The sequence below is a fragment of the Thermoplasmata archaeon genome (genome assembly GCA_038851035.1).
GTDB lineage: Archaea > Thermoplasmatota > DTKX01 > VGTL01 > VGTL01 > JAWCLH01.
The window spans coordinates 13,572-32,738 of record JAWCLH010000010.1; the positions used below are offsets into that span (position 1 = coordinate 13,572).

Consider the following 19,167-nt stretch of genomic DNA (forward strand, 5'->3'; position numbering starts at 1 on the left):
TTCCTTCTCGCAGGGATACCTGCCTATCGGCTTATCGGCTTCCCGGCCCTTGCCTCGTCCAGCATCAGCTGCTATCTTTTCTTCTCAACCCTAAACTTGCTCCGTTTTGTCTCCAGCTGTTCATTAAGAAATTGCTCCCAGAAATAAGTATGGCTCAACTCATCTTTATGGACTGTCTTCGCGCAATCGAATTCACGGTTATTCAATTCGAATATCCCGAGGTCCATTGTTTTGAGTGAGGATGTCGCAGTGTCATGTGGTGGCCGTTTCTTTTGCTTGATAGGGGGCAATGAAACTACCTTTTTCTGGTTCTTCATTTGTTCATCTTCTTATTGCCACCGCTATGGATAGTTGGGAGGCTTCTCTTCTCGACAACCGTCCCAGCGCTCCTCGACGTGAAAGTGAAATTCATCAAACGACGGAATGGGTGTGTCCGTCACCTCTACCAGAGCTCTTCGCCGTTGCCTGAATTGGAGGGCCCTTCGGCAATCACCATCGATAGGGGACCCCGTGCCCGCTGGCCGACGAGGCGAGCTTGGGTGTGGGCTCCGGCCCAGCGAGGCCATCGGCTCACGAGTTTCGCTGGGACGCCCGGGGCCTTGGCACCGTGAGTAATAGGAAGTGGCGAAATTCCTGCCCGGGGAAACCTAGGCCTCATTGCGTTGGCGACCTTAGGTCGCATGTGTTTCGCTCGTCCTTCGGTCGAATCATCTAGGGTTTGCTATGCAAACTCTCGAAATCGCAAACCCCTTTCCCATGTTTGCACGGTGGGGCAAATCGGGGAGAGAGAGGCCAAAGGGCTCCTGAATGGGATGTGGTGGCCTCACTCGCCCGGTCCATTGCGGGCTTCCGTGTTGGGGTCCCGGCCACGTGATCGACCCGCCGCTCGGGCCCTCGCCCGCCCCGCCACATATTAATATAGCCCAATCCATTTTCAGGCCGGAGTTGAGCGCCCATGCCTGAGAAGGGCGGCGGGGAAGAGGGCTTCGCGCAGGATCTGCTCAGCGCGATTGAGAGCGAGGTCAGGGGTTCGCGGAAGAGGGTAAAAACCTTCGTGAACGGCTTCGACGAGGTTCTCGAAGGCGGAATTCCTAAGGGCCACGTGGTTCTGATTGCAGGCTCCGCTGGGACGATGAAGTCCTCGCTCGCTTACAGCATCCTATACAGGAACGCACTCGAGGAGGGCAGCAAGGGTCTCTACCTCTCCCTCGAGCAGAACCGGCAGTCGCTCGAGGACCACATGTACGGCCTCGGCTTGAATTTGCAGAAGGTGGCGGGAAAGGTCGAGATATGGGATCTGGGTCTCCTGCGCTCCAAGCTGATATCGGGCGAGACCTGGCTCAACCTTCTCAAGAAGGACATCGCGGACCACAAGGCGCGCAACGGCCTAGACCTCGTCGCTCTTGACAGTCTGCCCGCGCTCGACATCATCGCCAAGTACAAGGACCCGCGAGAGGAGCTATTCTATTTCTTCGAGTGGCTCAGGGAGCTGGGGGTGACATCCCTCCTGATATCGGAGATGGTCGAGGGAGTTCTGAAGTACAGCAAGAACGACGAGGACTTTCTAGCGGACGGAATCATCCACCTGAAGATGCAGTTCGTGGACGATGTGCACGTCCAGAGGCGCATACGTGCTGTCAAGATGAGGAACACCAAGCATAGCCTGGACTTCTACACTCTGCTCTTCGAGAACGGCAGATTCTCGATAACTAAGGTCATCGGAAAGGTGCAGGAGTGAGTCCGGTCGAGGTGGAGGCGGGGCGGGAGCGGAGGGAGCGCCAGGGCGCGTTGGGAGTGGCTCGAGGGTTCAGGAGGGGACGGGGAGTCGCGGGAGTATTGAAGGGCGGGGCCGGAGGCTTGGCGGGGGGCCGGAGGGGTGCGGAGCTCGGGCCGAAGTGGGCTGGGTGCTGCAGAGCCGCTGGGGCTTTGTGAGGGAGGATGACCAGATGACGTCCGGCTTTAGGAAGGTGGTTTGCGCTGCGCGGTGAAGTCCAGGACCCGGAGAGGATGGGGCGAGAGGGCGAGGGACTCGCGGCCACCTTCTCCGGCGGCGGGGCGTACCGCCTGTCCCGTCCCCCTAATTCCAGTGTGAGAAAACCCTCGCCGATCCTGCGGGAGGTTTACGGTTGACGCTCCTCTCGGGAATCGTCGAGTGGGGTATAGACCTCATTATACAGGGCATAGACTATCTGGGCTACGGCGGAATCGTTTTCTTCATGGCGCTCGAGAGTGCCTGCATACCGATTCCGTCTGAGGTGATAATGCCCCTCGCCGGCCACCTTGCCTGGCGTGGCTCTATGGATGCCGTCCTAGCGATACTGGCGGGCTCCCTCGGCTCGATGCTGGGGAGTCTCGCGGCCTACCTCGTCGGCCTGAGGCTCGGCAGGCCGTTCCTCGAGAGATACGGGAAGTACCTCCTCATCACCCGCGCCGAGCTCGAGAGGGCCGAGGCTTGGTTCGCGAGGTACGGCGGAAGGGCGACTCTGATAGCGCGGGTCGTTCCGGTGGTTCGGACTTTCATATCGCTCCCGGCGGGCATCGGGAAGATGGAGCTAAAGCGCTTTACCCTCTACTCATTCATCGGCTCGGTACCGTGGTGCGCCCTCCTCACATACCTCGGCTATGCCCTCGGCGACAGCTGGAGAGTCATATTCGACGACTACGGCCATTTCGTTGACGCCGGCATATTCCTCGGAATTCTGGGGCTCGTGCTCTACTTTGTCTGGAAAAAGAAGAGGAAAACCGGGAGAGGGAAATAAAAGGGTGTTTGAGAGGAGCGGAGAGTGGATTAGCAAGGGTTGATGAGAATCTCCACCCCATCCGGCTATCGCTGAGGCAAAAACGCCGCCGGTCGCCCCGGGTTTTCAAGCCTTGGCTCGCGTTGCTCCGGGAGCAAGGGCCCAGCGGCGCATCACTTTCCTTATTCTCGCACGGGGTTTGAGGAGCTGAATCTTCGTCACCGCTCCCAGAGGGATTGACTCGACCATGCTCGACGGAGATTCTTCGTCAAGACAGTGCTCCATGCAGATGACGAGTGTGTCGTTTCTTACTCCCACAACTCTTCCATAAGTCACCGTGGGTGCTAGCACCGTCATTTCCCTCATGAACTTCTCCGAGCCGAAGCGTTTTGACCTTACGTGGTCGCGTAGGGTCGTGTCCCTCCACCAGACTGCCACGAGGGCCCCGGTCTGGAGTATTTTTTTGGATTTCTTAATATCCTTCATTTTCCCTTAAACCCCATCAAATATCTATTGTTATCAGGAATATCAAGCCATTTCCGGAGCAATCCACCGTTCAACATTACCTTGTGCCCTTGTCCATGATTCGAATCTAAAACCCGTTAATTAATATTTCGGGGGAGACCTGAAAATCGGCGAGGTGTAGGCTAAGGGGGCTTGCGTTCTCACTTCCCGAAAACCTCCGTCGGCGTTATCTGCTTGACCTTCGGGGTCGCAGCGAACTCCCTTATCGCCTCGTCGGAACGGGGGTGATTCCCGAGTTGGTTCAGAATGGCGTACGGGACGGTCACGTGTGCCGCGCCAGCCAGAACAGCGTCCGCGACCTCCTCCGGGCTCTTCAGGCTCGCGGCCAGGACCTCCGCGCCCTTCCCCGTCGCCCTGCAGATTCCAGCGAGCTTCGAGACCAGCGCGAGGCCGTCCCCTCCCTGCGCCGTGACCTTATTAACATAGGGGATGAGGTAGCGGGCCCCTGCCTCGCAGGCAAGCAGGCCCTGCGCGGGTGAGAAGACCGCCGTTGCGGCGCAGGGAATTCCGTGGGTGTGGGTCAGGTGTGCCATCAGGGCCAGATTCTCGGTGGTGCAGGGAATCTTAAGGACAACCTTCTTAGGATGGATGTTGTAGAACCTCTTCCCTTCGTCCTGCTTCTCCTTGAAAGAGGCGGCAGTGAGCTGGTAGCAGACCGGGCCCGTCGAGATTCTGCAAAGCTCCCGGATGAGTTCCTCGGGGGCCCCCTTTACCTGGCCCAAAAGCCTCGGGTTGGTCGTGACACCGTTCACGAGCCCTGTCCTGAAAGCGAGCTTCGCCTCCTCCGGGTTCGCACTGTCTAGGAATATGGCCATATGGACACCGGGGGATATATGGCGCTAATAACTAAAGAACATAGCGCAAAAGTTTTGATGTAATTCAGAGGCGTGGGAGCCGCCGGATGCTAGCGGGGGAGACCCCCTCCCGCTCGTCCTGATTGTGAGCCAGCTATTTAGCGAGTACCGTGGCCGCATGCCGGGCACACCGTCCACTCCGGCTGCAGACCCTCGCCGCAGGAGGGGCACCTGAGACCGCCCACCTTCTCCTTCGACCGCTTTTTCGCAGTCGTGGGGGCTGCGGCACCCATGCCTGCAATCTCCGGTGACGAGCTCGCTACTCTCGCTTCTTTCAGAGCTCTCTTAGCCTCCATCGCGAATTGCATCGCTGCCTCCCCGTCGCCTTCCTTTATGAAGTCGCGTGCCAGCTCCAGTTTCTCCATTGCGGCCGAGACTTGCGCCGCTCCCTCCGGGTGCTTCTCGAGATGCTCCGCAAGAGCGTCCTCGACCTCGGCGACGAGCTTCTTTGCGTCCTCGAGAAGCTCGTCCCCTTCAGAAGGCCTCGCGGCTGCCACAGCTGCACCGGCCCCACCTGCGGAGCCCGCACCCGCTGCAATCCCTGCAGCGGCCGCGCCCGCCTCCTCGCCAGCCCTCCTGCGCCTCCTCGAGACCGCAACGAAGACAGCGGCAAGAACGACCAGCAGGATAACGATGCCGAGCGCTAATCCAGCCCCCGCCACCCACCCAGTGTCCTGAACCGTCACCTTCTCGGCCTTCAGGACAACGATGCTCACCTCGGCCAGTGCCTTCTCCGTACCATCAGAGACCTCGAGCGATATTGTGTGCCTGCCCGGCTTCAGCTTGACCTTTATGCTCTTCCCCTCTCCAAGCGGCTCGCCGTTGTCGAACCAGCTATACTTGAGGACATCGAAGGCGTCGATGTCCTCCGCGCTAGCGTTCAGCCAGAGCTCCGTCCCTTCCTTCACCCTCTCGCCGTCGGCAGGCGAGAGAATTCGGACATTGAAGGGCGGGTCGTTGACATTCAGGACCGTGATTGAAAAGGTCGCCTTGTCCGACGCACCGCTCTCGTCCGTGACCGTAACGGTTATCAAATGCTTCCCTACATGCTCGTTCGTGGGCGTGAAGGAGATTTTCCCAGTGCGCGGGTCAATATCAAACAGCGGGCTGTCGTCCGAGAATGTGAGGTTGTCGAGCCCCCACCTCAGGTCTGGGTCGCTCGCGCTCACGCTCATCTCAAACAGCTCGTCCTCCGTGGCCGTGGCGTCCTTTATCTTGTTCATAGATGGCGGGTCGTTCGTGTTCAGCACCGTCATGACGAGCGTCGTCGTTGACGAGAGACCCCCGAGGTCCGTTACAGTGATGTTGGCCGTCAGGACTCCGATATTGTCGTTCGTCGGCGTGAAGCTCATCAGCCCCGTCATCGGGTCGATATCGAACAGGAATGTGTCGTCGGAGAACCTGAGCTCCTCGCCGACCTTGATTTTAAGGTCCGGGTCAGTGGCCGTCGCTACGGCCTGCCAGAGCTCGTCCTCGAGTAGCGTCTGGGGCTCGATGGGATTGATTACCGGAGGGTCGTTGACATTGGTCACCGTCAGGTTGAACATCGTCGATGCCGAGGCCTTCTGCTTGTCGGTCGCCGTAATTGTAATCGTATACTTCCCGACCTGCTCGTTTGTCGGCGTGAAGGAGAACTCGCCCGTCTCGGGGTCGATGTCGAAGAGGACTGAGTCGTCCGAGAATGTCACGTGGTCGCCCCACTTCTCGTCAATGTCCGAGGCTTTTGCTTTGTACCTGAACTCGCTGTCCTGCGCAACGCTCTGGTCCTTAATAGGCTCGATGACAGGATAATCATTTACATTCTTCACTGTCAGTTTGAAGCGCGTGCTGTCCTTGCAACCCCGCGGGTCGGAGACTGTGATGTTGACGGTGTAGTTCCCGACGTCGTCATTTGTCGGTGTGAAGTTGATTTCGGCGCTCTGGTCGCCACGCGGCGTAATGTCAAACAGCGGGCAGTCCTCGCTCCAGTTGAGCCTGTCGCCGTCGGCGTCCTCTGCGAAGATGAGCAGCTTGAAGTTCTTACCCTGGCTTGTGACCTGGTCCATCACGGGCGCGAGTTTCGGATACCGATTGACGTAAATCGTCCGGGAGGCGAGCGGTGTGCCCATGAGCGCCAGCCAGACGGTGTGGCTCCCGCCCTCGGGAATCCAGGTGAAATTCATTTCAGTCTCGGCCTGCGGTACAAGCGCCAGCTCCGTGCCGTATATCTCGCGCGAGCCCTCGAAGCTCTCGCCGTCGTGGAATGAGACCCGAATTCTTATTTCATCTGGAGATGGATTCTCGAAAAAAGCACTGATGAAAACCGTATCCCCCTCATCCAGTAATGTGGCCGAGACAGAAAAAGACTTGAATCTGATGCAGCGCTCTTCGTCACCGAAAGAGTATTTCGGAGCAACCTGAGAGTATTTGCGGACCCTGACCCAGTCGTAGGCCATGTTGACGCTTCCGGAAGATATGCTTCCATCAGGTGTGTACGAGCCGAGCTTGATGTGCGCGGCGTCGGCGAATCCGAACTGCGGCGATGCGAGAACCTCTGAGTAGTCCCTTATGAAAAGAGTCTGGTCGGGGAGCCTGGCGATGCCCCATATGTGGTACTTGTCCGAAATCGGTCCGCCGTAGTTGATCAGCTGCCATTCGTAGGTCCCGTCTCCATTTGAGTCGACATAGAGAGAATATGTATTGTAGCCCTTGGTGCCTGAATCCAGCATATAAATTATCTTGCCCGTGGCGCTCGGGTTGACCCTGTAGCTCAGGCCGGATTGGTGGCTCTCGGAGGAGGTCTTCAGCTGTTTAATTCTCGCCTCAGTCAATGTGCCCGCGCCAAAAGTGGACGAGCTCCTGGCGGTCGCCTGGGCCACCGAGCCGGAGGACGAGAGGGTCAGAATTCCATTGCTGACTGTTGCGCCAGTAAAGTGGGGCCATCTGGCCACGTCCAGAGCATTCCCATCGAACCCGTCATAAAAATCGAATGTGGCGCTCGCGTTGCTCTCGTCGCGCGCAAGGGGGTTCCCGTAATAGATGTAGATCCATGTCGTGGTTCCGGGATCTATTCTGCTCACCCTCGCCCAGACCCTCGCCAGGGAGCCGTCCGCGCGCTCCTCAATGAAGTATGGGAGCAGCCTCGGCTGCCCGGAGGACTTCTCGAGCTGGACGAAGCGCAGGTCGGCGAAGTCTGGCTTCATATCGCTATCATAGCTGATGTTGAAAAGGAGCTGGAAATCGAGAAGACCTTCTGAAATGCCGGTGCTATCGATGAGAATCGGTCTCCGGAACATCCAACCATAGTCCCACCATGGCTCATATGCGCGGCCGCGCGCCCCCTGCTCAAATCCCGGCTGCTCATAAAGAAGGGCGGCGGTCCAGGGAGAACTCAGGATAACCACGCTCATAGCAAAGATGAAGAATTCTGAAGGGCGCACATTCACCACCCCCGGCCAAATTATAATATTTCAATCTTAGTATAAGATTTTTTCCTTTCAATTTATATATTATCCCATAAATGCTTAACTTCGGATAAATTAACTGGAGCCGTGTTTAAGCTTTCGCACAGCAATATCTAGGAAATCAAAGGAATAGCTTGCCCTATCATCCTCCCTAAATAATTCCTGCTGGGATGATCAAGAAGACTGGTGCCTCTCACGGCCTCCCGTGGCAGTTGATGCCAGAGAACGGCACGCAATTTGCAGTACACACTATGTTGAGGAGGAGTATTTTGACCAGAAACTCAGAGAACTGAAGAGAACAAAGGGAGTTGGAGTAGAATGTTTCAAAGCTATAGAGAAGCACCCTCGAACTGGTTGGAAGATAGAACAGGCAATAGGGACCATCAAATCCAAGCTAAGAGCCAAGGGGCTGGACGGAGAGAAATGGTTTGTTAGCCTTAAAGAAATCGTAAGAGGGTAAACCACAGAAGAGGGTTTACCTCCAGAATTATTCTGAGGATAAAAGGTAATGTGTAGGGGTACGGGAGGTATTTGGATTTCCTGAGAGCAACCATTTTCGGGAGCTCCCATTCTCCATTGTCCCGTTCGTTCCACGGAGGGCGACCCCCCTGTTAGTTTGTCCTATGGGTTAATTGGTGCGGGGGGCACGATTTGAACATGCGAACCACTAAGGACAGGACCCTCATTCCTGCGCCTTTGACCAGACTTGGCTACCCCCGCTTTTTGAGGGCGGGGAGGGCAACGGGGTGGTTGAATATATTGGTTTCGGATGGGGTTTTACTCCATCTCCTCGCCGAGCTTCTCCCTGAACTCGGTGAAGCGCTCCTCGAGGAGCTTAAGGGCGTAGGTCAGCGCCCTCTGGGCGGGGACGGAGCCGTCCGTCTCGAAGGTGAAGATGAACTTCGTGTCGTCCCCGCGGACGGTTATGGCTTTGTACTCGCAGACCTCCTGGCAGGCGTTGCAGAGAATGCAGGCGCGGGGGTTCTCCACAACGGCCTTCTTCTTATCCACTTTGAGCACACCGCGCGGGCATTTCTCAACGCACTTCCCATCGCCCTCGCACTTCTTCGTGTCCACCTCGATGATAGGGTAATATTTGTAGCCGACGCCCGAGCACACCTGCCACTTGGCGTGCATCGAGCCTGTACCTAGGTAGGCCGTGGCGTAGACGAGCGGCGCCTGCCCCTCGGCGAGCTTCACGATCGGAATTAAGTCGTCCTTGATAGCGAGCTTCGGGTCGTCGAGGGGCTCAAGGTCGCCGGAGTAGACCGTGCAGGGGCCCATCTTATTGAGCTTGTACATTATCCTGCAAGAGGGGCAGCCCTCCCCGCCGCACTTGCATTTGTCCCTGAAGGTGAAGAAGTCGAGGTCTGTGGGAATCGGCAGGAGGCCGAGCCTGTGGGCCACGATCTCATCGAAGATTGGGAAAATCGATTCGAATTCCTTGCCAGAGGAGTCGCGGATTGGCCCGAGGTGGAACTCGACGTCCTCTATCGCCATTTTAGGAACGTCTGCTATCAGCGTCCGCCGGAGCGCATTGACGAAGTAGGGCGCGGTGCCGGAGACGATGAAGGTCGCCTTCGTCTCGGTGAGCTCCAGAAACTCGAACTGCATCGGCATCTATACCCGCCTCCCCCTCCTGCCCCCCGGCTTCTTTGTCCCGTCGTGAGGTATGGGCGTCACGTCCTCGATTCTCCCGATTCTCAGGCCGGCGCGCGCCAGCGCCCTTATCGCCGACTGGGCCCCGGGGCCGGGAGAGGTCGAAAGGTTGCCGCCGGGCGCCCTGACCTGCACGTGTACGCTGTCTATGCCCTTCTCGCGGGCTATCTCCGCGATTCTCTCCGCCGCCCTCATCGCGGCGTAGGGCGAGGCCTCGTCCTTGGCAGCCCGTACCACCATGCCCCCGGAGCACTTCGCAATGGTCTCCGCACCCGTCAGGTCTGTCAGGGTGATGATGATGTTGTTGTAGGAAGCGAAAATGTGCGCTATCCCCCACCTCGCCACTCTACCCACCTCTCTCTATCTGCTCGCCCTTGGCGGCGAGCTTCTCGACCTTTTCCTTCAGCTTCTCCTTCTCCGGACTGAGGGTCGGCATCCCCTTTGGACCGGCCGCGCCGGCATCCCTCGCCGTGGCTACCTCCACAGGGAGGAGTTCCTTCGGCTTGGGGCGCATCGGGTGGAGCTCGTCGGCGAACGGTGAGCTATCGCTATACGAGATGCTTTCCGCCTCGGCACTCCTGACCAGATAGCCGGGGACCCTGACCTTTCTTCCCCCGACCGCCACGTGACCGTGAACAATCATCTGCCGGGCCTGCCTCAGGGTGGCGGCCAGCCCCTTCTGATAGACCAATGTCTGGAGCCTGCGACCGAGAATCGCGTCCACATTGAGCGCCAGCACATCGTCAAGGGAGGCGGTCGGGGGGAGCAGCCCGAGGTCCGCCGCTCTTTTGATTAGATTCCGGAATTCCTTCTCAGCCTGCGGGTCCTTCGTCCTCAGGCGGGCCTGGAGCTCACGGGCCTGCCTCCTCAGCCCGCGCAAGTAGGACTGGGCCTTCCAGACCTCCCTTTTATTCTTCAGCCCGTACTTCCTAAGAATCTCGTTCTCCTCCTGAATTCTACTCGCCTGCCACGGATGGGATGGAGTGTCGTACTTCCTCCTTGAAAACTTCGGGTCCCCCAATCACCCGCCTCCCTACTTCTTCTGCTTCTCCTCCTTCTTCTTGCTTTCATCTGCCTTGGCCGCTGCTGCGGCCGCCATAGCGGCCTTCCTCATGACGCCAATTGTGAGACCGGTTCTCCCGTTGGACTTCGTCCTCTGTCCGCGAACCTTCTGGCCGGTCTCGTGCCGGATGCCCTTGTAGCAACGGATCTTCTTCATCAGCCCGATGTCCTCCATGACGCTGACCTGGAGCTCCGGGCCGATGACCTGAACGTCCGCGCCCGTGTCGAGGTCGTTCTGCCTGTTGAGCATCCAGGGGGGGGCAAACTCGTGCAGGGAGTTCAGGGCATCCTCGACCATTTCGAGCTGCTCGTCGCTAAGGTCCCCGATCGGGGTGCGGCGTGGAATTCCGACCTTGTCGGCGATGAGGATGGCGGTCCTGACGCCTATCCCCCTTATGTCTGCGAGGGCCAGCTGGATGGGTCTCTCGCCGTTGAGGTCGGTCTCGGCGAGCCGCACGATGTATTTGAAGTCTGGCTTATGCTCCCTGGTGACGCGGGGCTTGACCTCCTTCGTCTCCTCCTTCTTCTCCTTGCCCCGCTCCTCCTTCTTCTTCTTGGGCGGCGCCGCAGTCTCCTTTGGCGCCGGCTCCGGCTCGCTCTTCGTCTTCTCAGTCACTCCGTCTCCTCCGGGGTAAGGGTCAAATAGAGTAGTCATTCAAATACGTTTCTATCTGGAACTCAGAAAAGGCCGTAGGCATGGGCGACCAGGAAGGCCGTGGCGACGCTCAGTCCCACCCCCGCGGCGGACTTGTGGCAGCCGTAATAGATGGCCCAGAACACATTCAGGAGGACCATGACCGCAGCGAGGTAGACACCGTTCAGGGAGGTCCTTGTGATGACGGTGAGGTCAGGGCGGATTCCAAAGCGGGGGAGGACGATGTAGACGGTCAAAAGCGCTGCTGAGACGAGAATGAAGATGGCCAGAAGGACGTCGCAGGCCACGACGGCCGCCCTGCGCTTCCGCCTTCTGTGGCACCCGCACCTCGGGTTCTTCCTTATCATCCGCAACCAATAACCGTGGATTTTAAAATAAAGCTATTCCAGAGGCTACTTCGCAGGCTTCACATAAAAGGACCACTCTATTGAGAGCTCGTACGAGTTGCCGTTGTCGAGCCACTGGAGCAGGCCGATTCTGCGCGGGGTGTGGTTCCCGCAGTCCTTCGCAAAAATCGCGAACTGCCAGTCGCCAGTCCCATTGTCGCCGTTCAGTTTATGCTGGGTCACCGTGAATTCTAGTGTCACCGTTCCAGTGCCCCCGGCCGGGTCGTAGGCGTTCTTCCCGGAGGCGCTGCGGTTCTCGCCCCATGGTGTTGTGACCTTTATCCCTAGCTCGTCGGGCTTGTTCGTGTGGAGGGGGTACTGGTCGGGCTCGTCTCGCCAGGTCAGGGTGAACCTGACCTCGGCCAGATTCCTCTCGGTTATCTGGAGGGTCTCGGGGGCGGTCTGGCTGTTCTCTTCAACATTGCCGCTGGACGAGGCGGTTCCCTTCTGCAGCTCCCAGCCCTCGTAGCTCACGGGCCTCCCGCCCCCTCCTCCCCCGCCCTGCACCGGAATCTGGCCCAGAGCGATGCTTGAGGCCTGATACGAGAACATTCCCGCAAGGGCGACGATAAAGACCACGAAGACCGCGACGCCTTGGACGTGGGTTATAGTCGGTTTCCCGGGTAGGACGTCGAGCCGCTTGCTACCCTTCAGCCACTTCCTAAGCTCAACATAAACGTCCCGCGCCGCGGACATCGCGACGCGTGGCACGCCCCTCGCGATGCCGATAATGGAAGATGCTATGCTCAACTCCTCTCAACCTCTCCTAAGGGAATACTACGAAGCCCTGACTTTTATTTATAGATATTGGTCCGGGTCTCAGAAGTAGTACCATATCGTCCTGTAGTCCTCGATTTCCTCGCCGTCCCTGTAGAGCCTCATCAGGTAGTCGAAAATGGACACATCGGTGAACAGGTAGTCCTCCGAAGGAGCCAGGCGGGCCTCCCAAGGATAGAATCTGTATACCCTTCTCCCGTCGGGCAGGAGCATTATCGGCTCGTGGTCCTGCCAGGCGCGGAGGTAGGACTTGCCCAGTCGCGGGACATTGAACACGGGCTCGTCGGTCCTGATAACGCCCGGCAGGAGCCTTGCCTCCTCGGCAACCTCCTGCTCTATGCGCGCTAGCGGAACCCTGAAGTCCACGGTCTCGTCCTTGCCCTTGGTATTGAAGGTGTAGTAGGGCAGGACTCCACACAGCCTGAGCACCCTCCTCAGCTTCGCGGTCTCGAACCTGCGGCTGTTGTAGTAGGTGAAGACCTGCTGGTTGTGCACGGAGATTCCAAGCGCTCTGAGCCTCTTAATGGCCCCGAGGGCCTCGGGCGTGAGCTCCGAGGGATACTCGAAGTGGGTCACGATGCACACCTCCCTCTCCCCCCACTCGTGGTACCGCCTGAGGAGCTTCAGAAAGCCGCGGTCTATTCTGAAGGGCAGCGTGACCGGCGTTCTCGTTCCTATCCGAATTCTCTCGACGTGCTCGATTTCCGCGAGCTCCCCCAGCACCCACTCCAGTGCATTGTTGGGCAGGGCGAGCGGGTCGCCGCCCGTGACCAGGACCTCCTTTATCGCCTCATTGCCCCTTACCCATTCGAGAGCCCTCTTTACCTTCGCCCGGTCCAGCCTGGCCTCCCGCAGCTTCCTTATCTCCCAGTTCCTCTGGCAGTAGACGCATATCTGGGGGCAGGCGTCGAAGGGCTTGATTATCAGAATCTGCGGATAGCGCCTGGTGACGCCCGGAATCGGAGTGGTCCATCTCTCCTTCATGAAGTCGAGGTCGTCACCGCTCTCGAGCATTCTCTTCAGGTTCCTGCAGTAGCGCTCTCCGGGCAGCACCTGGGCCCTGACCCCCCGGTCGAAATCGCGCCTCCCGGTCCTGTTGAAGAGCGAGAGATAATAGGGCGTGAGCTGGTAGGGCACGCCGAGTTCGTCCGCCAGCCTGAGCCCCTCCAGCTCGTCCTCCTCGAGCCTCACAATGGACGAGAGGGTCTCCCGGTCGTCAATGATGTGCCTGATGTGCCATCGGTAGCTCTCCCAGTCCTCCGGGTGAGCACCGAAATAATCGAGCACGGCCCTTTTTGTCTCCTCCCGGGCCCTCACCACCCCCGCGTCGAGGCCGCTCGGGTACCTAGCCATCCATCTGTCCATCATCGCCGAGTAACCGTCGAGCTCGGAGGAGCGAAGGGCCCCGCTCTGCCGCCTCTCACCTCCCGGTGACAGGTCCGCGGAGGCGATTCCCGAATGCCCGTGAATTCCCCTCAGCAGAAAGATCAGCTCCCAGAGAAAGCCCGCGCCCGCCTCCTCCCCCTTTCTCTCCCCCCTCGCTAGGGCGTGGAGAATCTGAAGGCACGAGGCCCCCGTGAGGCGCTCGTTCTCCGTTCTGATGAAGTTCTTTAGGACGCGGATGCACTGCTTCGCGTTGTTCTTCTCCGCGATGCTCATATCTTTGTAGTGCCTGTCAGAGTAGATATTGAAGTAGTGCCTCTCGAGCGAGTTGAGGTGGTCGAATATTCTGTCCCTGGCCTCGTGCAGGTCTCCGGAGCCAACAAGAATTCGGTGAACCTCAGGGTCCGCTGCCCAGAGCTCTTCGACGAGCTCGTCGTGCGTGAGCGCAAGAAGTTCCTTCAAAGAAACCCCCTGATGGCCGGATGGACCTGATTGCCGTCATCCCATATGTATTTTTTTGACCGGAGCGCGCGGGTGCCACCCCCCAGCCAGGAGCCACTCGGTGGCGCCGGGAGGACCCGCTCAGCTACCCCCGCGCTCTCCGGGACGCGCAATGGGGGCCTGAGGGGCATGGGGTGCGGGACGCCCCGGCGGCGCGGGCGCGCGGGCCGGAGGGGGCTGGGCGGCCGTCCCAGGCTGCTGTGGAGCGGGCGGTCTCTGGGGGCCGGGGCCCCCAGCCGTCTGAATCGGCTGCACCGGTGGCGGGCTCCGGGGCGGCTGGCCCCAGTCGACCGGCTGGGCCGGCGCCGGTTCTCCGTAAATGGGCGGCTCCTGCCCGGAAATATACGAGGGCTCCGGCGCCTCGGGCGGCGGGAGGGCCTGTAGCTCCGGGACCGCCGCTGGCGGGGTCGCCTGCGGGGCGGGTCCCGGGGGCGCGGGGGATGACCCCGCGGGTGCGGCCGGCGCCGCGGCCCTCCTCCTCTGCGTCAGCGGGACTCCCACGGTCGTTATTATCACAGTTACGATAATCACCACGAAGGCCAGCTCCTTGAAAACCACGCCATTCTCGACGCCGTACTGCAGGGGCATCATCGCGAGCACGGCCGCGGCGAGACCCCTCGGCATCAGGACCGTGAACAGGTCGCTCCTGTCGGAGAAGGTGCTGCGGAAGAGGGCGAGCTTAACTGCGGCATACCTGGCCGCCACAGCCACGCCGACGATGAGGAGCCCCCAGAGAACCGTCCAGACGTCCTTGATCGAGATTATCATACCGATATAGACGAAAAAGAACGAGCGTATGAAGAACGATATCTCCGAGTGGAACTGCTTCATCGCCGTCGTCACCGTGGCGGCCTCCCTCATCTGCAGGAGACGGCCGATCGGCTCGCCGTTGGAGAGCACGAGGCCGAATATCAGCGTCGCCACGGGCCCGCTGCCCTGCGACCACTCGGTGAGTGAATAGACGATGAAAACCGCCGCTATTGTGAGCATGAAGCCGTACTCGGCCTTCTCTATCTTCCTGAGCACCCAGACCCAGAGCACGCCGAGTATGCCGCCGATGAAGGCGCCTATCGTGAACGCGGACAGAACCGACCTCGCGATCTCGGACGGGCCCATCCCCGCCCCGGAGCTCGGGACGATTACCTGAATTATGGCGATGACCGCGACGACGCACAGCACGTCGGTCAGGGCCGACTCTATGCTCAGGTCGGTCTTGATCTCGTCGCTGACGTCGAGCTTCTGCACGAGGGGCAGGACGATGGCTCCGCTCGTTCCTCCTATGATTGCGCCCAAAAGGAGCCCGTAGGACCACCTCCCATCGAATAGGAAATGGCCAATGAAGATTCCGACCGTACCCATCGTGAAGAGGAAGCCGAGGAACCCCAGAGCCGCGGCCCGCGGGGCCTCGCCCACAACCTTCCTCAGCGGGAGGTTGAGGCCGCCGTCGAAGAGGAGAATCATGAGCGCAAGGCCGCCGAAGAAGAGGGCGAACCTGCTGAGCAACGCGACATCGACGAGCTGGAAGACGGGGCCAACTATGAGACCCAGTACGAGGAGGGAGAGGACGTCCGGTACTCCGTACTTCTTGAAAATGAAGTTCCCAACGAATCCGACCATTATGACGAGGCCTACGAAGATGAATATCAGGAGCACCAGGTCCTTGGAGAGGAGCCCGGCCTCGACTATTCTAACCTTCATTTGCGCCGGCGCGCTCTCGGCCCCCTCCATGTCCTTGACCCTGGCGCTGATGTTGTACTCGCCCGCTATGGAGTAGGTATGGAAAAGAATCGGGTTGTAGGTCCAGCCGGAGTCGATTCCGTCGCCGAAGTCCACGTAGTACAGGAGCGTGTCGCCCTCCGGGTCCGAGCTCCCCGTGAGGTCCACCCTGACCTCGGCCCCCCTGGGAAACTCCCTCGAGTCGATCGCGATGACCGCGGTGGGCGTGCGGTTGGGCGGGAGCACCGCCACAGTGCTCTCGGTCTCCTTGCTCACCCCGCCCTGATCGTCACGCACGCGCAGCTTGACCGTGTAGCTCCCGGGCCTCTCATATGTGTACTGCACAGTGTGGGTGCCGACCCACCCCGTCGAGTTCCCGTCCCCGAAACTGAAATCGTACGCAACGACGGTCCCTTCCGGAGAATAGGAGAGCGCACCCCGGAATGTGAAAGCGCCTCCGACTCTCTGGGCCGCGGGGAGGACCTCGAGCACGGCCACGGGCTCCGAGAGAGCCGATGAGGCGGAGGGGAGGAGCGCTGCCAGAATAAACGCAACGAGTGCGAGAACGAGGGGGCGGGAGAGCCTCATCCGCGAGGAATTCATCTGGCCCGTTAAATAGCTTTTCCAGAGTTCCGGGGCCGCTATGGGTAGGCAACGCTAATAAGGGGGTTCGCCATTGCTCCCCGACCCCGGCGGCGAATTCACCGGGGCCGGGAGAGACGGCGATGGAAACGCTCCTTGAGAAGCACTGGCACCACCTGCCCGCGCACGAGGTAATCACGCTGCTGGGCACGAGCCCCGACCGGGGGCTCGAGGATTCCGAGGCCCGGAGGAGGCTGGAGCGCTTCGGCCCCAACAAGCTCACGCCGAGAAAAAAGAAGAGCCCGGTGGTCCGCTTCCTGATGCAGTTCAAGAGCCCCCTGATATATATTCTCCTCGTCGCGGGGGTGGTGACCGCGATCCTCCGCGAGTACGTCGACTCCGCTGTGATTCTCGCCGTCGTTCTGGTCAACGCCGTCGTCGGGTTCGTTCAGGAGGCGAAGGCGGAGCGCGCGATAGAGGCGCTGGCAAAGACGATAACGGCGGAGGCGACGGTCCTGCGCTCCTCCCGGCTCAGGCGCGTGCCAGCGACCGAGCTGGTGCCGGGCGACATCGTAGTTCTGGAGAGCGGCGACCGCGTCCCCGCGGACCTCCGCCTGCTCCAGACGAGCGAGCTCCAGATCGCCGAGGCCGCCCTGACGGGCGAGTCCGTCCCGGTGCCCAAGTCAGCGGACTGCGCCCTCCGGCCCGATACGGTGCTCGCCGACCGCTGCAACATGGCCTACGCCTCGACGCTGGTGACCTCGGGCCGCGGGACCGGCGTGGTCGTCTCGACGGGCGACGACACCGAGGTCGGCCGGATATCGGAGCTCATAACGAGGGCCGTCAGCCTCGAGACCCCCCTCACGCGCAAGATCGCCCAGCTGAGCCGACTTCTATTGGTGCTTGTGCTGGGGCTCGCCATCGTCACCTTTGCCATCGGCACCCTCCGGGGGGAGCCTGTGATAGACATGCTGATGACCTCCATAGCTCTGGCTGTGGCTGTCATACCCGAGGGCCTGCCCGCAGCCGTTCTCATAACGCTGGCCATAGGAGTCTCGCGCATGGCCCGGCGAAACGCGATCATCCGGAAGCTTCCGGCCGTCGAGACGCTCGGCAGCACCACAGTGATCTGCTCAGACAAGACCGGGACGATGACTCAGAACCGGATGACGGTCCAGAGGGTCTGGACGGTGGCGGGGGAGTATGAGGTCACCGGTGCCGGGAATTCTTTCGAGGGGGAGTTCCGGAGGGCTGGGGGCCGGCCCGGCGGGGATGCCGTCAGGGAGGACGCGGCGCTCGCCGAGTGCCTGAGGGCCGGCGCGCTCTGCAACAGTTCCGGGCTGATCGAGCAGGGGGGTCGGCTCGAGGTCCGGGGGGACCCAACAGAGGGCGCCCTGCTCATAGCGGCCGGGAAGGCGGGCCTTGCGCCGGAGCGCCTCGCGAGGGAGATGCCGAGGGTCGATGTCATTCCCTTCGAGCCGGAGCGGATGTACATGGCGACCCTCCACGGGCTCCCCCACGGGACGAGAGGGTACATGAAAGGGGCCGTGGAGGTCGTCCTCGAGCGCTGCTCGGGCGCGATGGGTCCGGACGGCAGGCCCGCGGCTCTCGACCCCAGGGCCGTGAGGGCCGTGGCGGAAGGGATGGCTGCGAGCGGCCTCCGCCTCCTCGCACTGGCGACGAAGGACTTTCCCGCCGGGCACACGAGGCTCCAGCCTGAGGACCTGCGGGGCTCATGGATCTTTCTGGGGCTACAGGCGATGATCGACCCGCCGAGGCCCGAGGCGATCAGGGCCGTGAGGGCGTGCAAGGAGGCCGGGATAGAGGTCAAGATGGTCACAGGCGACCACGCGCTCACGGCGGCCGCAATCGCCCGCAGAATCGGCCTCGGGAGAGGGGACGGCGGTGAGCTGAGCGTGCTGAGCGGCAGAGAGCTGCAGGAGATGGGCAATGGCGAGCTCGCGGAACGGGCCGCGAAAACCGCGGTCTTCGCCAGGGTCAGCCCGGAGCAGAAGCTCAGGCTCGTGGAGACGCTGCAGTCCCGCGGCGAGGTGGTCGCCATGACGGGCGACGGCGTGAACGACGCCCCCGCGCTCAAGAGGGCCGACATCGGAATCGCGATGGGCCTGAGCGGAACGGACGTCGCCAAAGAGACCGCGGACATGGTGCTCCTGGACGACAACTTCGCCACCATAGAGGCGGCTGTGGAGGAGGGCAGGGGTGTCTTCGACAACCTCACGAAGTTCATCGTCTGGACCCTCCCGACTAATGTGGGCGAGGGGCTCTTGATCATGGCGGCGGTGCTCGCGGCGCTCCAGCTGCCCGTGACACCCGCTCAGATACTCTGGATAAACACGACCACGGCCATCGCCCTCGGCACCACGCTCGCGCTCGAGGCGAAGGAGCCGGACATAATGCGCAGGCCCCCGAGGCACCCCGCCGCGCCGATAATAACTAGGGCCCTTCTGGCCAGAACGGCCCTTGTGGGCGGTCTCATGCTCGCCGGTGCCTACTGGCTCTTCTGGCACGAGCTCTCCGAGGGTGCGAGCGTCGCCGCGGCCCGCACCGTCGCCGTTAACGTGGTCGTGTTCACCGAGCTCTTCTACCTCTTCAACTGCCGCTCGCTCACCCACCCCATGACCCGCGTCGGCGTGCTCTCCAACCGCTGGACCTACATCGGGGTCGCGTCCATGGTCCTGCTCCAGCTCGCGATCACATACATTCCGGCGATGAACGCCGCGTTCGCCACCGCGCCCGTCGGCGCCCTTTCGTGGGCAAGGGTGTTCGCGATCGGCCTCTCGGTCTTCATCATTATGGAAATCGTGAAGTGGGCGGAGAGGAGGCTGGCCGCTTGGCAGCCGGCACCCCCGCCGGCTCGCTGATGCG

15 protein-coding genes and 1 tRNA gene are annotated in these 19,167 nt (G+C 60.7%); 4 read left to right on the forward strand and 12 right to left on the reverse strand.

All coding sequences use genetic code 11. The features are described 5' to 3' along the window. Positions 1-955 precede the first annotated feature (955 nt). Both QW379_04630 and QW379_04635 read left to right on the forward strand, forming a co-directional pair. Positions 956-1,738, forward strand: a complete 783-nt coding sequence (locus tag QW379_04630) for an ATPase domain-containing protein (GenBank protein MEM2869691.1) — start codon at positions 956-958, stop codon at positions 1,736-1,738. Positions 1,739-2,126: 388 nt separating this feature from the next. Continuing rightward, on the forward strand, positions 2,127-2,759 hold the full coding sequence (locus QW379_04635) for a DedA family protein (protein ID MEM2869692.1): 633 nt from the start codon (positions 2,127-2,129) through the stop codon (positions 2,757-2,759). A 105-nt stretch (positions 2,760-2,864) separates the two neighbouring features. Here the strand turns inward: QW379_04635 and QW379_04640 are convergent, their stop codons facing one another. The 3 genes from QW379_04640 to QW379_04650 all read right to left on the reverse strand — a co-directional run bounded on the left by QW379_04640 (position 2,865) and on the right by QW379_04650 (position 7,545). Beyond that, the gene (locus QW379_04640; protein MEM2869693.1) at positions 2,865-3,224 is read right to left on the reverse strand and encodes a hypothetical protein; all 360 of its coding nucleotides are present in this window, start codon (positions 3,222-3,224) and stop codon (positions 2,865-2,867) included. Between the two features lie 179 nt (positions 3,225-3,403). After that, positions 3,404-4,078: a transaldolase family protein gene (locus QW379_04645; protein ID MEM2869694.1), complete on the reverse strand. Its 675-nt coding sequence runs from the start codon at positions 4,076-4,078 to the stop codon at positions 3,404-3,406. A 137-nt stretch (positions 4,079-4,215) separates the two neighbouring features. Next, positions 4,216-7,545, reverse strand: a complete 3,330-nt coding sequence (locus QW379_04650; GenBank protein ID MEM2869695.1) for a DUF2341 domain-containing protein — start codon at positions 7,543-7,545, stop codon at positions 4,216-4,218. 220 nt (positions 7,546-7,765) lie between these two features. On the opposite strand from QW379_04650, the gene QW379_04655 reads away from it, so the two are divergent. Further along, positions 7,766-8,020, forward strand: coding sequence for a hypothetical protein (locus tag QW379_04655; GenBank protein MEM2869696.1), 255 nt, complete (start codon positions 7,766-7,768; stop codon positions 8,018-8,020). 173 nt (positions 8,021-8,193) lie between these two features. On the opposite strand, the gene QW379_04660 is transcribed toward QW379_04655, so the two are convergent. From QW379_04660 to QW379_04700, 9 genes are all read right to left on the reverse strand, one after another. Beyond that, positions 8,194-8,280, reverse strand: a tRNA-Leu gene (locus QW379_04660). A 57-nt stretch (positions 8,281-8,337) separates the two neighbouring features. Continuing rightward, positions 8,338-9,180, reverse strand: coding sequence for a DNA-directed RNA polymerase subunit D (locus QW379_04665; protein MEM2869697.1), 843 nt, complete (start codon positions 9,178-9,180; stop codon positions 8,338-8,340). Next, positions 9,181-9,573, reverse strand: a complete 393-nt coding sequence (locus QW379_04670) for a 30S ribosomal protein S11 (protein MEM2869698.1) — start codon at positions 9,571-9,573, stop codon at positions 9,181-9,183. It abuts the gene before it with no gap. Next, positions 9,566-10,240: a 30S ribosomal protein S4 gene (locus QW379_04675; GenBank protein ID MEM2869699.1), complete on the reverse strand. Its 675-nt coding sequence runs from the start codon at positions 10,238-10,240 to the stop codon at positions 9,566-9,568. The genes QW379_04670 and QW379_04675 overlap by 8 nt, the downstream gene beginning before the upstream one ends. Before the next feature lie 12 nt (positions 10,241-10,252). Continuing rightward, on the reverse strand, positions 10,253-10,897 hold the full coding sequence (locus QW379_04680) for a 30S ribosomal protein S13 (protein MEM2869700.1): 645 nt from the start codon (positions 10,895-10,897) through the stop codon (positions 10,253-10,255). 62 nt (positions 10,898-10,959) lie between these two features. Continuing rightward, positions 10,960-11,283, reverse strand: coding sequence for a hypothetical protein (locus tag QW379_04685; protein MEM2869701.1), 324 nt, complete (start codon positions 11,281-11,283; stop codon positions 10,960-10,962). A 45-nt stretch (positions 11,284-11,328) separates the two neighbouring features. Continuing rightward, a complete protein-coding gene (locus QW379_04690) occupies positions 11,329-12,072 on the reverse strand; it encodes a hypothetical protein (protein ID MEM2869702.1) in 744 nt (247 codons plus the stop codon). A 69-nt stretch (positions 12,073-12,141) separates the two neighbouring features. Then, positions 12,142-13,944 (reverse strand): KamA family radical SAM protein, encoded by a 1,803-nt coding sequence (locus QW379_04695; protein ID MEM2869703.1) that lies wholly within the window; start codon positions 13,942-13,944, stop codon positions 12,142-12,144. A gap of 120 nt (positions 13,945-14,064) precedes the next feature. Continuing rightward, positions 14,065-16,287 carry a cation:proton antiporter gene (locus tag QW379_04700; protein MEM2869704.1) on the reverse strand — a complete coding sequence of 741 codons (2,223 nt, stop codon included), beginning with the start codon at positions 16,285-16,287 and terminating at the stop codon, positions 14,065-14,067. Positions 16,288-16,424: 137 nt separating this feature from the next. Here QW379_04700 and QW379_04705 point away from each other — a divergent pair, with 137 nt between their 5' ends. After that, complete coding sequence (locus tag QW379_04705; GenBank protein MEM2869705.1) at positions 16,425-19,163, forward strand: HAD-IC family P-type ATPase; 2,739 nt, start codon at positions 16,425-16,427, stop codon at positions 19,161-19,163. Positions 19,164-19,167 lie beyond the last annotated feature (4 nt).